This is a genomic window from Streptomyces sp. NPDC006012 (assembly GCF_042871185.1).
GTDB lineage: Bacteria > Actinomycetota > Actinomycetes > Streptomycetales > Streptomycetaceae > Streptomyces.
In genome coordinates this window covers 318,073-333,371 of record NZ_JBIAIE010000003.1, presented here as the reverse complement: position 1 = coordinate 333,371, position 15,299 = coordinate 318,073, and the positions used below count along the sequence as shown (strand labels likewise).

The following is a 15,299-nucleotide window of genomic DNA, read 5'->3' as shown; positions in this document are numbered from 1 at the left end:
GCTGTACCTGCGCCGTTACTCGTGAGGCTACGCGCGAGCAGGGACCGTGATCTCACCAAACGTCAAAACGTCAACGCAAGGAATGAACAGCGCATGCAGACCCAGCGACTCCCGCTGCCCACGACGGCCCCGAAGGACATCGAGTTGCGCCTACCGCATCACGCGCGAAGCGTCGCCAGGGCGCGTGCGCTGTTCCGCGAACAGGCGGCGTCCTGGGGACTGCCTCAGGACGTGATGGACACGGCGGAACTGCTCCTGAGCGAGCTGGTGACCAACGCGTACCGCCACGCGAAAGTCCCGGCCGGCCGGGAGATCCGGGTGCGCTGCGTGGTCACGGAGGACCGAATCCGTGTGACGGTGACCGACACGAACGACACGCTCCCGACACCGGGCACGGCATCTTCGGAGGACGAGTCGGGGCGGGGGCTCACGCTGGTGGCTGCGCTGGCGGACGACTGGGGCGCGGAGAGGGGAGAGTGCGGTGTCGGCAAGGAGGTGTGGTTCGAACTGACGCTCCACGCCGTGGAATAGCTACGCGGAAAGTCCTTCTGGTTTCGCCGACAGCATGTCATCCATGATTCCCCGACGAAGCGTTCGAAGCTTATCCAACTCCAGCCTGTCCGACTTCAGCTTTGTATCGAATGCCTCAACCCGAGCGACAATACATCTCTGTTCTTCAACCGGCGGCAGGGCAAGCCGAATTTCCGCTACGAGAGCACTGTTTAGATTGGTCTGGTTGGAACCCTGACCGATCTTGCGAATCTCTTCATAGTGGACCTCAAGCCAATGATAAAGATACCTGTAGTCAAGTCTCTGCGGATTGCAGACGATCGCCGCAGCGGCCTGATTGACAGTCGCATGAATCCCCAGAACCGCGCTCCTCCCCCGAGTGACCCCCTCCCCGTACATGGCCAGAACTACGGTTCCCGGCGGATAGACACGCAGGCCGGCCTCATCAACCGCCTTCACTGTTAGGTGCTCTGCTGTCCTATGAATCACATCGAAGTTGATCTCTGCCGTTCGGACCCAAGGAACGACACCCTCAGTCCAAAATTCCGGGCGGGAACGTGACGGAGTGGTGCCGGAACCCACAGCAGCCGCCTCCCCCAGAGCGACAGCCTCAACGTCTGGACTTGCCAACAAGGCGCGTCCGACTTCTCGCCTAATCAAACGGAGCTTGGCAATCGCCTCCTTGATCGCCCGCTCCTGCTCGCCCAGCGTCTCAACCACTTCAACGATGCGGCGCTGCTCATCAAGCTCTGGTCTCGGAATCGGCATCTGTTTCAGCTGCGACGAGTTAATTGTTGCCAAATTCGTCGTCTGCTTGGCAATGCTCAGGAAATACCGCCGGCCGCTTTCGGATGCCAGGTAGATGGCCAGATATTCCGGAAGGAGTTTGGCACGGTCACAGCGCACCCGGAACAGGTGGTTTTGGTGCAGGCAAGGTGAAATGCGCCCGTCCCATACTGCACCCCGTCCGAGCTTGTCAAAGTCGCCGCCCTCGGTGAGGAGCACATCGCCCTTCAGTACGGCGTAGCGCAGGACCTCCGATTGAAGCACCCGCACGGTCTTCATGTCCGACGTGTCGATATAGCCGTCCTGGACATTGGCCACGCGGAGATACGGCAACTCAACACTCGTCGTTTCAGAGATCGTGCGCCCCAGCGTGACGCCTCCTGTCACTTCCGCCAAGTCGGACAACTTCGCAAAGTGAACAACGCCGTCAGTCGACATACCCCAACTCCTTCAAAAACCCCTCCAACGCCCCCGCAGCCGCTTCCCGCCGCCCCTCGATCTCCCGCAAGGAAACCCCGTACTTCTGCTCCCACACCCGATACGCCTCCGCCAACTCCCTCCGGCGACGCACCACATGACCGTCGAGCTTGCTCGAAAGGTCGGCCCGGAGGATGTCGAGGACCACGTCCTTGTCGCCGCCCCTCTTGGCCAATTCCTCACGAGCCCTGGTGAGACCCGCCTCCGACGGCTCCGAGACCGCGGCCTGAGCCTCAGCCTTGGCAGCGACCGGCAGATCGATCAGCGCCCCCTGCCCGGTCGCCTCCTCCGCCGCAGCCGTCTTCCGCTTGCTCGGCGCCGCCTTCTTCTTCGCGGCCTTCTCCCGCTCCGCCTCCCGCTTCCGGCGAATCGCGGCCACCGGCCAGAAACCGTCCTCCAGGTCCTCGACCTTCCGCTTCTCCTCCGTACGCCGCTTCAGCAGGTCACGCAGCTCCTCCTTGCTCAACACCGCTTCCGCCAGCGCCGGATCGATGCCACCGCCCCCGGCCGAGCCTGACTCGGAGTCGCCGTCGGCGTGGGCATCGCCGTCCAGCGCCGCTTGCCGGGCCTCTGCGAGCGCTGCCTCCGCCTCCTGGGCCACCTTCACCTTCACGTCCAGTGCGGCATGGGTTCTCTCCGCCGAGGCCAAGTCCTCCAGGAATTTCGGCGCGATCGCGGCGACCACCTTGTGGTCGTAGGCCTGCCGCCGCTCCGCCGCCGTACGCTCGCGTCGGCCGCCCGTGCGTGGGTCCGGCTCCGGGGCCAGCATGGTCTCGACCGTCTCGACCCAGCCGTCGACCACCCCTACAAGGCCGTTCACCGACAGCGCCTTCAGTTCGTTCTTCGCGTCGTGCCACCAGCCGGCCACCGCGCCCGCCAGCGCGTACCGGTCGAGGAGGCCGACCCTCAGCAGTCGCTCACCGAAGCTGCCGATCAGGTCCTGCCGCAGCCGTGCCAGCTGAGCCTTGCGCTCCTGTTCGGTGCGGTCGTCCCCGGCCACCGGCTCAAGCGCCACGATCTGCCGCGCTTCCTCGGACCACCATGCGTCGTAGGCGCCCCCGAGCTTCTGTTCCCGGCCGCTCGCCAACTCCGCGAGGCGCGCCGCGTCCGGGCGCCGTCCCGGGGCAGGGAAGTCGACGTAGGCCGGGTCGTCGGTCCGTACGTCGAACAGGTCTGCCACCTTGATGTCGTACGCGTCCAGAAGGGACTTCTTCGCCTCGATCTCCGCCAGCGGCACGCCGCCCTCCAGGTGCGCCCGGACGTCCTGGGGTTCCGGTGGCGGGGTGTTGTCGACGTAGCGGCGGATGTTGAAGTTGAAGTCGTTGTCCGACAGTTCTTTGCGCGTCACCCCGCGGGCGAAGCCGGGTACGTCCTGGAAGACCTCGTCGTCCTGCCAGGAGTGGAACGTCGAGACGATCTTCTCGATGTGTTCGGGGAGCAGGACGTTCTGGGCTCGTTCGGCGTGGAACTCGCGGTCGGCGTTGATGAACAGAACCTTGCCACGGCGGTCGGGGCGGCGTCGGCTCGCCGGGCGCAGGACCAGCACACACGCGGGGATGCCGGTGCCGTAGAACAGATTCGGCGCCAGGCCGATGACGGCCTCGATCAGGTCGTGCTCCATGAGGAGCTTCGCGCGGATCTTCTGTTCCTCGCCACCCCGGAAGAGCACACCGTGCGGCATGACCGTGAAGACCACGCCCGAACGCTGCCTCACCATGTCCAGCATGTGCTGGAGGAACATCAGGTCCGCTTTGCCGCGCTCGGACGTCTCGCCATGCGGCATGCGCTCCTTCAGGCGCGGAACCTCGTCCTTCTTGTAATCCATCGAGAAGGGCGGGTTGCTGAGGACGAGGTCGAAATCGCCCTCCGGGTGCAGAGGGCTGGTGAGGGTGTCACCCGTGCGCAGGGAGAACTTCTTCGCGCCGTGGAACAGCATGTTCATGGTGGCCATCACCCAGGAGCCGCTGTTGGCGTCCTGACCGGACAGGCCCAGGTTGCGGGAGTCGCCGCCGTGCTCGTCCACGTATTCCATGGCGTGGATGAGCATGCCGCCCGAACCCACACACGGGTCGTAGACCCTCATGTCACCGTGCGGACGCGCCAGTTCCACCATCATGCGGACGACGGCACGCGGGGTGTAGAACTCGCCGCCCTTGCTGCCCGCGGAGTCGGCGAAGTCTTTGATCAGGTACTCGTACGCGGCCCCGATCATGTCGGGGAACTCGAAGTCCTCCCCGCGCAGCCGGATGCTGCCGAAGTGGTCGATCAGGGCGGCGAGGCGCTTGTCCGCCAGTTCGGCGGCCGACTTACGGGCACTGCCGCCACCGATGCGGTTGAAGTTGACATGTGCGAAGAGGCCACGCAGCTCGCTGTTGCCGGGTTGCCGTTCGAGCGCGTCCAGGGCGGGCTGGAGATACTCGGTGGCGACGTTGTCCACCGCGCCGGCCAGCCGGTCCCAGCGGGCCGCTTCCGGGACGAAGATCGCGCCGTGTAGGTCGTACCACTGGTACGACTCGGCCTCGTCTTCCGCCTCCTCCTGGGTGTCGCCTTCCGCCAGACGCTCCTTGATGATCGCCTGGCGAGCCGCCTCGAACTCGTCGTTGACCCGTTTCAGGAACAGCAGCACGAAGATGAAGTCGCGGTACTCGGCGGCGTCCATCGTGCCACGCAGGATGTCGGCCGCCGCGAAGAGATGGCGTTCCAACTGCGCGAGCGTGAGTTTGGCCACGTACGGCTCTCCCTGGTGACTGATCGGCTTCCGGTCGCAACCTGGTGGTGCAAGGTAAGGGTGCAGAGGGAAGCCTACGGTCTTCTGGAAGCCCCGTTCTTCGTGTGCTCGAAGTAACCGTAAGTGACCCAGCCGCCGCGGGTTCAGTAGTCGGAGACGTCCAGACCGTCCTCGACGAATCTCCATACGTCCGTATACGGATCCCAGCTGTTCTGGTCGGCGCGGCCCGTGTGCTGGTCGACCAGCCCTTCCGCATAGCGCCGCGCCGTTTTGTACCGGCCACTCAGTTGCCCGGACATGACGTGCTTGGCCTGCTCGGCGGAGACGGAGCGGACGGTGGGGCCGTAGGTCTGCGCGAATCCAGGCTGCTGCTTCAGCCTGTTCGCAGCACTGTCGCACACACCGCCGAAGGTGCTCGTGTAGTTCTGGTAGTGCAGCAGGCGCCAGAGCTCGAAGCAGGGGTGGGAGTAGGCGACGTGCAGTTCCTCGCGTCTGGCCTTGGCGAACGCCGCGGGGATGTCTTCGTGTTGGTCCCTGTCGAACAGGCACCATACCTGCGGCCAGTTCCAGTCCCGGGGCTTTATCCCAGCCTGCTTCGCGACGCGCCGGACCTCCTGCCACTTGGCGACGGCGTCTTCCACCAGGGGCAGCGGCTTGCGGCGCTTGGTCGGCGCGCTACGGTTCTCGACCTTGCAGACGATCTCGCGGTCGGGGGTTCTGCGTTCACCGTTCTCTGTCACGAAAGTGACGAAGCCGGGCTCCGTGACGGCGCCCTCGGTGAAGACGTACACCTCGCGACGCAGCTTCCGCTGACGCTTCTCGCGTGCCGGATTGTCCCTCCCCTTGTCCCTCGCCATCAGGAACGCTCTGCCTCCCCCGCCAGTGCCGTGAGCACCTTGCGTCCGATCTGCCCTTGGTCGACATTCGGTACGGCACCGTAGGCGCCTGCCAGATATGAGTCTTCGAGGTCTTCCTCCGGCTTGGGATCGAAGTCGCTCAAGGGGTAGAGCTCGGTGGCTCCGCTCTTGTCCTTCTCCGTCAGCCAGATCTGCCCCGGTTCGAGAAGACGTCCCCCTCGGGGGTTCTTCAGAAGGGAGGCGTCGTGGGAGGTGAAGAACAACTGGGCGTTCCTCTTATTGGACCAGGGCGCCTGGAACAGCCGGACCACCTCGGATGCGAACTTCGGGTGGAGGCTCGCGTCCAGTTCGTCGATGAGCAGTACGGCACCGCTGTCGAGGGCCAGCAGGAGCGGGCCGATCAGAGCGAACCAGGACCGCGTCCCGAAGGACTCCTTCCTCCAGTCGAGAGCCACTGCTGTGTCACGGTCGCTTCCGTGCAGCAGCCTCACCGTGGGGGCTCGGCCCCCCGGTTGCCGTTCCACTTCGGCGCCCTGGATGCCCAGGTCAGCCACTCTCAGCAGGTCCCGGACCCGTTCGCTGTTTCTCCGGTCGAGGAGCTGCTGGACTGTATAGCTTTCTCTGTCCTCAAGCTCCGTCTCCGGCGTGATGTCCCAGAGGTTCGCGCGGAACCAGTCATAGATCCGGGAGAGCTGGGGGTGGTTGTCACTCGCGGCGCGGCTCAGCAGAAGGGCATTGGGACGTGTCGAGCGCGCAAGGCGGGCACGGTCCTGGACACGGTCGCCCGGGAAGTCGTAGACGTTGTCGCGCGTGGCGTCCCGGTCCAGCCAGACCTGCCGTCGCCCTTTGGGGTAGGCGTGCAGCCATTCCGACTCGACGCGCCGGTCACCGAGCTCGAATCCGTAGGTCCAACGCACCCCGTCGTCGAGGACGAAGTCCGCCTCGTAGAAGGTGCTCTCTCCCGCGGACTCCGAGTCGAGCGCGAAGGGCTCACGCTCGGGGATGCCGGTATAGGAGGTCCACAAGCCGTAGGAATCCAGGACCGCGCTTTTCATCTTCTTCAACGCGGTGATGACGTTGGACTTCCCCGAGGCATTGGCCCCGAAGGCCCCGATCACCGGGTAGATCCCCAGCTGCTTGCCGTCCGAGAGCCGGACCGTGCGCGCCGTGTCGGATTCCTCACCGGACGGGACGACGAAGGACAGCTCCTGCTCGTCACGTAGCGACCGTACGTTCGCCGTGCGGAAACGCAGCAGCATGCGAGCCCTCCTCCCGTCGGGCACAGAGTAACGGTGTGATCGTCGGTGCGCCTACCAGACGCTCACACCAGCCGGCGTGCCGTGGCCCACCGCGTCAGCTCGTGCCGGTTGGAGAGCTGGAGCTTGCGCAGGACCGCCGAGACATGGGACTCGACCGTCTTCACCGAGATGAACAACTGCTTGGCGATCTCCTTGTACGCGTAGCCGCGGGCGATGAGGCGCAGCACCTCGCGTTCGCGCTGGGTGAGCCGGTCCAGGTCCTCGTCGACCGGCGGGGCGTCGGTGGAGGCGAAGGCGTCGAGGACGAAGCCGGCCAGCCGCGGGGAGAAGACGGCGTCGCCCTCCTGGACGCGGAAGACGGAGTCGACGAGGTCCGTGCCGGTGATCGTCTTGGTGACGTAGCCGCGGGCGCCGCCGCGGATCACCCCGATCACGTCCTCCGCCGCGTCCGACACGGACAGCGCGAGGAACCGTACGGGCCGCTCGGCGTCGGCCATCAACGCGGCGCAACGGCGCAGCACTTCGACACCGCCGCCGCCCGGGAGGTGGACGTCGAGGAGGACGACCTCGGGCCGGGTCGCGGTGATCACCGTGACCGCCTGGTCGACGTCGGCGGCCTCACCGACGACCTCCACACCGGTCTGCTCGGTCCGGCCGATCTCGGCCTGGACGCCCGTGCGGAACATCCGGTGGTCGTCGACGAGGACCACACGTACGCGGCGCTCGTCCACGCCGTGGGAGGGCTGCCCGTCGGACTGCCCGGCCTGGTCCGCCGCTGCCGCCGTGCCGTTCGCCTCGGTCGGGTCGCTCATGACGTCTTCTCCGCCCTCTCCATCTCCAGCTCGACCTCCGTGCCGCCGTCCGGCACCGCGCGCAGCCGCGCCGTGCCGCCGTTGCGTTCCATACGGCCGATGATCGATTCTCTGACGCCCATGCGGTCGGCGGGTATCGAATCGAGGTCGAAGCCCGGACCGCGGTCACGGACGGACACGAAGACCGTCCTGCCCTCCACTTCGGCGTAGACCTGAACCGCGCCGCCCTCGCCACCGTACTTGGCCGCATTGACCATCGCCTCACGCGCGGCCTGCATCTGGGCCGCGGTCTTCTCGTCGAGCGGGCAGTCGCCGACCACGACGACCTCTATGGGCACGCCGTGCTTGTCCTCCACCTCCGCCGCGTTGCGCCGGACCGCGTCGGCGAGGGTGGCCGGCTCGTCGTCCTCGTCCTTGCCGGTGCCCTCGGGTTTGTACAGCCAGGTGCGCAGGTCGCGTTCCTGGGCGCGGGCCAGGCGGCGCACCTCCCCCGCGTTCTCCGCGTTGCGCTGTATCAGAGTGAGGGTGTGCAGCACCGAGTCGTGGACGTGCGCCGCGACCTCGGCGCGCTCCTGGGCGCGGATGCGCATCAGCCGTTCCTCGGACAGATCCTGGGTCATGCGGACCAGATAGGGACCGGCGAGCAGGGCGATGCCGACGATGACGGCGAGCGCGGCCTGGAGGACCGAGCCGAGGTGGGCGGCGGAGCCCTGGAGCACGAAGATCGCCGAAACGCCGGCGGTGACGAGCAGGACACCCGCACCGGCGCGCAGCAGCGTAAGGGTGCGGCGCCGGCCGCCGACCTCGACCCAGCGGGCCCGGCGGGCGTTGTCCGCCTGGCGCCAGACGAGGGCGACGCCCGCGGCGACCAGGACGGCGGGTACGAGGTACGCCTTGGCCCCGCCACTGAGCTTGACGTTGCTCACGAAGACGACCGCGACGGCGACCATGAGGAGCAGCGCGAGGATCTGGCCCCGGTCCGGTTTGCGGGTGACGAGTCTGCGGCGGCCGTCCGGCGCGGTCTCGGCGCCGACCAGGGACAGCGGTTTCTGGTCGCCGACGCCGCCGACGCCGAGCGGGACGAAGAACCAGAACGCGGCGTACAGCAGCGCGCCGAGGCCGTCGACCATGAACAGGCCGACGAAGACGAGCCGCACCCAGATCACGGGCAGCCCGAGGTGCCCGGCGAGCCCTCGCGCGACGCCACCGAGCCAGCGGCCGTCGCTGCTGCGGTAGAGCTTGCGCGGTGCCCGCGGTTCGACAAGTGGCGCTGCTGCGGCTTCCGGCATGCCATCGATGGTCACACGGCGGCAGGGGCAGGGCATCAGGGTCTACCCCAATACGCCCCTGATCTTCGCGGTACGGCCCCGGGGCCGGCGCGAAACAGAGGCGCCGCGGCGGCCCAGGACCGCCGCGGAGCGGGACGCGGCGGGCCGGGACCGGCGCCGGCCGCCGATCACCAGCCCAGCCGCAGCAGGGACCCGGGCCGGTGCGACACCGGCCGCAACCGGGATCCGGGACGCGCACGACTCCCGTCGCGGCTGAAGGTCCCGGACCAGCACGACACCCCGCCGTGACTGCGTGACTGAAGATCCCGGACCAGCACGACACTGGCCGGAGCTGAGGTCTGGGACCGATGCGGCCTCGGTCCGTGGGGCCCGGGCCGACGGACCGGCTCGTCCGGCACGACCGGCGCGACCCGACCGGTGCAACCGGCACGACTGATGCAACCGGCATGACCGGCGCGACCCGGCGCGGAACGCGCCCCTGGCCTCGTCTCAGGGCGATTTCAGGGTTCGGCCAGGGTCGCCGTGGCTGCCGTCGGCGCGGTCGGGCCGTCACCATGGAGGCATGACGGATCACGACCACGCCGCGACGGGTCCGGGACCCGGCCCCGGCCCGCGGCCCGCCCCGGGCAGCGGGCCGCCGGGTGCCGCACCCGCCGCGGCCGACACGAACGGGATGCCCGGCGACACGGGCACGCCCGGCACCGACGGCAAGACGGGCGAGGGCGCCGGACCCCTCGTCGGGGACGGCGTGCCGCCGCTTCGGGCATTCCGGCGCGACCGGCGGCACAGGGTGCTGGCGGGGATCTGCTCCGGCCTCGGGCGGCACACCGACATGGATCCCGTGATCTTCCGGATCACCCTGGCGGTGCTGGCCGCGAGCGGGGGTGTCGGGCTCATCTTCTACGGGTTCGCCTGGCTTTTCGTGTCGTACGACGACGAAGAGGAGAACGAGGTCCGCAAGCTGCTGACCGGCCGGGTCGACGGGCAGGCCCTGGCGGCCGTGCTGTTCGCCCTGGTCGGCTGCGGGGTGTTCCTGACCATGCTGAGGAACGGCGGCGTGCTCACGTTCGCTGTCGTCGTCTCCCTGCTGCTGGCCGGCGCCGGGTACTGGTCGCAGCGGCGCGGTGTCCCCGACCCGGATCCTTCCCCGAGCGCTCGGCAGCGCTCGGGCCGGAGCGGCCCCGCCGCCGCCCCGGTGTTCCCGGACGCCCCGCCGGAGGCCCAGGCGCCGCCCGCACCGCCCGCGTACCCGTCCTGGTGGCGCGACCCCATAGTGAAGGACGGCACGCACGTGGGCGGCACCGGATATCTGTGGGGTCCGGACGACTCGGTGGGAGCCGACCCGTTCCGGCCCGTCGGCCCCGGCGTCTTCCGGGACGCCCGCGGCAGCAGGCACGCTCCGCGCCCCACGATGCCCAGACCTCGCGGCCCGCGCTGGATCGGCGGCTGGATCTTCCTGCTCGCGCTGCTGGCCGGTGGCCTCGGCACGGCCGCGACATGGGACGGGCACCCGCTGGGCACCAGCCTGCAGACCGGGCTGGCCTACGCACTGGCCATCCTCGGTCTCGGCATCGCGGTCAGCGCCTTTCTGGGGCGCACGGGAGCCGGCTCGGTGTTCCTCGCGCTCGTCACGGCGGCGCTGCTCGCGGGTTCGGCGGCGTTGCCCAGGGACATCACCACGCACTGGCGAACCGCGTCGTGGCAGCCGTCCGCGGTGGCGGAGGTACAGCCCAAGTACGACCTCGGGACCGGGGTCGGCACCCTGGACCTGACGGGGGTCCGTCTCACCGAGGGGCAGTCCCTGTCGACCAGGGCCGAGGTAGGTGCGGGCCGGCTGCAGGTCGTCGTGCCGCCCGACGTGACCGTGCGGCTGAGCGTCGATGTGGGGGTGGGCGACATCCAGTTGCCCGGGGACGGCAAGGAGGACGTGGACGTGGCGCCCGGCAAGCACAAGGAGGTGACGCTGCAGCCGACGACGCCAGGAAAGAACGGCAAGGGCGGCGGCACCCTCGACATCGACCTCCAGGTCGGTGTGGGACAGGCGGAGGTGAGTCGTGGCGAGTCATGAGTTTCAGCCGGGCAAGCTGATCATCGGTGCCTTCCTGATCGGCGCGGCCGTGGCGTACGCCGGGGACGCGGGCGGCCTGTGGGACACGCCCTGGTTCGCGATGGTCCCCCTCGTCGTGTGCGGCCTGTGCCTCGCGGGCACGGCGGCCATGATCGCCCGGCTCATACGCAGACGACGCACGGCGCACCGGACAACGCCCCGAAGAGTCACGGGCGACTGAGCGGCACAGACGGCCGCGTCCAAGTCACGGACGACGGACGGGCCGAAGATCCGCGGGGTCGACCGGGGTCCGCGGGGTCGACGGGGGTCCGCGGAGTCCGCGGGGTCGACGGCACATCACGGCGGCCCGTCGGTGGAGCGCTCGGCGGAGTGATCAGCCGAGCACTGCCCGGAATGATCAGTGGAAGGTGCTCGACTGTCGTCGTGCGCGCAGGACCGCGTCCAGGGAGAGATAGGGCGCCCCGGCCAGGACGAGGGGCAGCCAGGCCATGAGATAGGCAAGGTCGTTGCCGTAGTAGTACGGGGTAGAGGCCCAGCTGACGGTCAGCCACAGACTGAGCGAGATCAGCGCGCCGCCCAGTGCCGCCAGCCGGGAGAACAGGCCGATCAGGACGCCGATGCCGACGGCGAGTTCGCCGAAGGAGATGGCGTAGCCGAAGCCGACGGGATTCTTCAGCGCCAGGTCGACCAGGGCCGGGATCGCCGAGGAGTCGCGGACCGCCCGCATGGTGTCACCGACGGAGCCGGAGCCACCGGACTTCAGGAAGGCGCTGTCGGTCAGCTTGTCCAGGCCGGCGTAGATGAAGGTGATGCCGAGGAAGATTCGCAAGGGAAGCAGGGCGTAATGGGTGGCGTTCTCCCGCCAGTCATGGCGACCGTCGACATAGGACGTGTGCATTTCGGAACGAATACCATGAGTCATTGCAGACTGCCGCCTCTCACCCGCGTGTCAGGCCCTCGCCAGACCATACGTATGACAAGCGACGCCTGCTCAATCCTCCCCCGGACGATTTTCCGATATCGGAGGACGTATATACCGCCGGTCGGACCGTACCCCTCGCGCCCGTACGCCAGCCGGTCGAACCGCACTCCGCATCCCCACTAACCCACCGATCCGACTGCCCGCACACACCCACTCAACCGCCGGTCACTCCGTGACCTCGACGACACAGCGATTGGTCACCACACCCGCGGCGGTGACCACCTGCACCTCCACCGATCCGGGTTCCACCTCCGCCGGGACCGGGACCGTCAGCACGCCGTCCGTCGGATTGCTGAAGCCGCCCGCGACGGGGATCAGCGGGACATGGACGTTGACCGCGCCTATGCGGACGACCATGCGGGAGAGACGGTCGGCGCCCTGGGCACCGGGCGGGACGAAGCCGGCGCCGCGGATCTCGATGTCGTCGCCCGTGCGGATCGGCCCGTCCAGGTCACCGGCCTCGCGGGCGCGGACCACGGAGAGGATCACCGGACGCCCGCCCTCCGCGTACTTCCCGGCCAGGTAGGTGGCGGCTGACACCAGGACCAGTACGGCCAGCCCCCAGGGCAGGTCGGGCAGCTGGTCGGGGCGGCGAGCAAGCCGTACCGCGGCGAAGGCCAGAGCCACCGCGCCGATCACGACGTACTGGATGTCGGTGAACGTGCCCCGGCCCGCGTCGTCGGTCAGCAGGTCGGCCGCGCGCGGCCGGTGCGCGTGTGCCTTCTGCAAGCGCTGGGCGAGGATGCGCAGGCCCACCACCCGCCGGACGAGTACGGCGATCCCGCAGACCACGGCGAGGACGGTCACCACGCCCGCCCCGCGGGCCAGGTCGAGACCGGAGATCAGCGCGTCGCGCTCGGCCGGGTCGGAGGCGGCGGCTAGCCGGCCAGCCAGGACGAGGACCGCGTACGCCACGAACAGCACCCAGGCCGCCGCGACGGTACGGGAGGTGGAGAGCCGGTTGTCCTCGCCGATGACGGGAGCCAGCGCCCCGCCCCGGGCCCGGTGGAACCAGGAGGCGGCGCTGAGCGCGCAGACCACCACTGCCGCGGCGAGCAGCCCGGCGGTGCGCGCGCTGGTCCAGCCCGCGCCGATCGCCGTCAGCGCCTGGACGAGCAGGAGCAGGACGATGGCCGCCCACAGCACGTACAGCGTGCGCAGCCACAGCCGTGCCAGCCAGGCCGTGCCCTCCGCCCGGCCGCGCTCGGCGACCGCCACGGCCGACTGCGTCAACTCCTCGGAGACCCATTGGCGGGAGGCGGAGGCCGAGTGGGCCACCGCCGCCGGCAGGCCCCGTCCGGCCGCGAACTCGTCGCGTCTGGCGACGAATTCGGCTACCGCCCGGCGGTGCCCCTCGCGCGCCCCGTGCGGGCAGTCCCCGCAGGTGCAGCCACCCCCGTGGGCGGCCGTCCCCGCGCCCTGCCTCGCCTCCTGCACCGCCACGCCCGACGCCCGCCTTCCCCACGACCCGCGGCGCGACCGGCGGGCCCCTCGGGGCTCGACCGCCGTCACGCAACTCCCTTGTGCTGACTGCGAATTGTGCCCTATGCCAAGGGGCCGGCGTCCGGCAGGTACGGCCACCGCGGGTGAGGCACTACCCACCGTGTTGACCCCGCTCGGGAAGATCGTCGTACCGCGCGGGGCCGGTCCGCTGTTGCAGGCCGCAGGCGGCCGACCGCCGCACCCCTCCGCCTGGATCGGCGTCGGGCGACACCGGCCCGACGGCAGCGCGCAGTACGTCCAGCGGGCCGGCGGCAGCCCGCAATACCTCCACCGCGCATCCACCCTGCGTGCTTCACGCTGCCGCCGTGCACCCCGCCACGCTTCCGCCGTGCATCCCGCCACGCATGCGCCGTGCGTCCGCCGAACCCGCGCCCACACCTGTAATCGACGCGCGCACCCACGCCCGCACCCAAATCCGCACGCGCTCCCGCACCCGCACCCGCACCCGCACCCGCACCCCACGCCGATACCGCCCCGTACCCGCGCCGGCCAACCCCACGACGTACTGCTGCTGTGGCCGCGGGCTGCGCGGGTTGCAGAACCGTCGGCCGGGATGACGCGGACTAGATGCGGCGGACCAGATGCCGCGGACTAGCTGAGCAGATCCGGCTCGCTGCGGCTGATGTCCTGCCAGAGGGGCTGGTAGTTGATCCAGCCCACCAGGTCGCCGCCCAGTTGCTCGCGGGTCGCCACCGCCAGCCTGTGGTCGATCAGGACCGGCCGGCCGGCGGCCCGCGCCATCAGTTGCACCTGGCAGGAACGCTCCATCGACAGGAACCACCAGGACGCCGCGTCCACCGAGTCGCCGACCGTGAGCAGCCCGTGGTTGCGCAGGACGAGGGCCTTGCGGCTGCCGAGCGCGGCCGCTATCCGGCGGCCCTCCTCGGCGTCGACGGCGACGCCCGTGTAAGCGTCGTAGAGAGCATGGTCCTCGTAGAAGGCGCAGCTCTCCTGGGTGATGGGGTCGAGCAGGTCGCCGAGCGCGGCCAGCGCCCGGCCGTGCACGGAGTGGCAGTGGGCGACCGCGACGACGTCCGGGCGGGCGGCGTGCACCTGGGCGTGCACGGTGAACGCGGCCTGGTTGACGTGGTAGCGGCCCTCGATGACCTGCCCGTCCTGGTTGGCCAGGACGAGATCGCTGACGGTGACGTGCTTGAACGGCATCCCGAACGGGTTGACCCAGAAGCAGTCGGAGTACTCCGGGTCGCGCGCGGTGATGTGTCCCGACACCCCGTCCTCGAACCCAGCCCGCCCGAAGAGTCGCAGCGCGCCCGCGAGCCGTTCCTTGCGGTGCCGTCGTTCGGCGTCGAGCGAGTCGTGCATGGGCGGCATCGCGAACTGCAACTGCTCGGTGGGCAGGGGCAGCGGCGGGGTGGGGGTCGGCCCGTGCATTGGTCCTCCAGCACTGGGTTGCGTTACGGGGCGGAAGTTACCGTCGGTCAGTGCAGGAGAACAGAGAAGTTGCACAAAGATGACGTCCGCGAGCGAAACCCGACAGAAGATGTCCGGTATGGCGGGGAAGGTGGGGGCATGAACTGGGCAGCCTTCAGCACCACCGCACCGGAACTCGCGAGCCTCGCCGAGCGGCGCTTCGGCGCGTTCCGCCACCACGTCCTCGCCACCCTGCGCCGCGACGGCTCACCGCGCACCAGCGGCCTGGAGGTCCGCTTCCTGAACGGCGAACTCTGGCTCGGCATGATGCCGCACTCGCTCAAGGTGCTCGACCTGCGCCGCGACGCGCGCTTCGGGCTCCAGGCGAACCCCGGCTCCGGCACGGACCCCGGTCACGGCGACGGCGACGGCGACGGCGACGGCGACGGCGACATCCGGATCGGCGGACGCGCGGTCGAGGTGGAGGATCCCGAGGTGAAGGGGACGTATGTGAAAGAGGTGGAACCGCCGCAGCCGTTCCACCTCTTCCGTGCCGAGTTGACGGAGGTCGTACGGACCTACGTCGAGGACAACACGTATCTGGTCACCGAGTTCTGGCAACCGGGCAAGCCCCTGCGCACGCTCAGGCGCCGCTAG

Annotated in this window: 13 protein-coding genes; 4 read left to right on the top strand and 9 right to left on the bottom strand. The window is 69.1% G+C overall.

Annotated elements, in window-relative coordinates; all coding sequences use genetic code 11:
* Positions 1-93 precede the first annotated feature (93 nt).
* The gene (locus ACFYPJ_RS08450; RefSeq protein ID WP_389012406.1) at positions 94-531 is read left to right on the top strand and encodes an ATP-binding protein; all 438 of its coding nucleotides are present in this window, start codon (positions 94-96) and stop codon (positions 529-531) included.
* Here the strand turns inward: ACFYPJ_RS08450 and ACFYPJ_RS08445 are convergent, their stop codons facing one another.
* From ACFYPJ_RS08445 to ACFYPJ_RS08420, 6 genes are all read right to left on the bottom strand, one after another.
* A complete protein-coding gene (locus ACFYPJ_RS08445; protein WP_389012402.1) occupies positions 532-1,734 on the bottom strand; it encodes a restriction endonuclease subunit S in 1,203 nt (400 codons plus the stop codon).
* Positions 1,724-4,501 (bottom strand): N-6 DNA methylase, encoded by a 2,778-nt coding sequence (locus ACFYPJ_RS08440; RefSeq protein ID WP_389012400.1) that lies wholly within the window; start codon positions 4,499-4,501, stop codon positions 1,724-1,726. The genes ACFYPJ_RS08445 and ACFYPJ_RS08440 overlap by 11 nt, the downstream gene beginning before the upstream one ends.
* Positions 4,502-4,644: 143 nt before the next feature.
* Positions 4,645-5,358 (bottom strand): RloB family protein, encoded by a 714-nt coding sequence (locus ACFYPJ_RS08435; protein WP_389012398.1) that lies wholly within the window; start codon positions 5,356-5,358, stop codon positions 4,645-4,647.
* Entirely contained in the window at positions 5,358-6,617 is a 1,260-nt protein-coding gene (locus ACFYPJ_RS08430) for an ATP/GTP-binding protein (protein WP_389012396.1), read from the bottom strand. Before ACFYPJ_RS08430 ends, ACFYPJ_RS08435 begins: the two co-directional genes overlap by 1 nt.
* A 62-nt stretch (positions 6,618-6,679) precedes the next feature.
* Complete coding sequence (locus ACFYPJ_RS08425) at positions 6,680-7,429, bottom strand: LuxR C-terminal-related transcriptional regulator (RefSeq protein ID WP_389012393.1); 750 nt, start codon at positions 7,427-7,429, stop codon at positions 6,680-6,682.
* On the bottom strand, positions 7,426-8,718 hold the full coding sequence (locus ACFYPJ_RS08420) for a PspC domain-containing protein (protein ID WP_389012390.1): 1,293 nt from the start codon (positions 8,716-8,718) through the stop codon (positions 7,426-7,428). The genes ACFYPJ_RS08425 and ACFYPJ_RS08420 overlap by 4 nt, the downstream gene beginning before the upstream one ends.
* A 562-nt stretch (positions 8,719-9,280) precedes the next feature.
* Here ACFYPJ_RS08420 and ACFYPJ_RS08415 point away from each other — a divergent pair.
* Both ACFYPJ_RS08415 and ACFYPJ_RS08410 read left to right on the top strand, forming a co-directional pair.
* Positions 9,281-10,786 carry a PspC domain-containing protein gene (locus tag ACFYPJ_RS08415; RefSeq protein ID WP_389012387.1) on the top strand — a complete coding sequence of 502 codons (1,506 nt, stop codon included), beginning with the start codon at positions 9,281-9,283 and terminating at the stop codon, positions 10,784-10,786.
* Positions 10,773-11,006, top strand: a complete 234-nt coding sequence (locus ACFYPJ_RS08410; RefSeq protein ID WP_389012384.1) for a hypothetical protein — start codon at positions 10,773-10,775, stop codon at positions 11,004-11,006. The genes ACFYPJ_RS08415 and ACFYPJ_RS08410 overlap by 14 nt, the downstream gene beginning before the upstream one ends.
* A 177-nt stretch (positions 11,007-11,183) precedes the next feature.
* On the opposite strand, the gene ACFYPJ_RS08405 is transcribed toward ACFYPJ_RS08410, so the two are convergent.
* The 3 genes from ACFYPJ_RS08405 to ACFYPJ_RS08395 form a co-directional block, all read right to left on the bottom strand.
* Positions 11,184-11,708 carry a DoxX family protein gene (locus tag ACFYPJ_RS08405; protein WP_389012381.1) on the bottom strand — a complete coding sequence of 175 codons (525 nt, stop codon included), beginning with the start codon at positions 11,706-11,708 and terminating at the stop codon, positions 11,184-11,186.
* Between the two features lie 225 nt (positions 11,709-11,933).
* A complete protein-coding gene (locus tag ACFYPJ_RS08400) occupies positions 11,934-13,211 on the bottom strand; it encodes a hypothetical protein (RefSeq protein WP_389012378.1) in 1,278 nt (425 codons plus the stop codon).
* Positions 13,212-13,862: 651 nt separating this feature from the next.
* Positions 13,863-14,663: a class II aldolase/adducin family protein gene (locus ACFYPJ_RS08395; protein ID WP_389012376.1), complete on the bottom strand. Its 801-nt coding sequence runs from the start codon at positions 14,661-14,663 to the stop codon at positions 13,863-13,865.
* 138 nt (positions 14,664-14,801) lie between these two features.
* Here ACFYPJ_RS08395 and ACFYPJ_RS08390 point away from each other — a divergent pair, with 138 nt between their 5' ends.
* Positions 14,802-15,299 carry a pyridoxamine 5'-phosphate oxidase family protein gene (locus ACFYPJ_RS08390; RefSeq protein ID WP_389012373.1) on the top strand — a complete coding sequence of 166 codons (498 nt, stop codon included), beginning with the start codon at positions 14,802-14,804 and terminating at the stop codon, positions 15,297-15,299.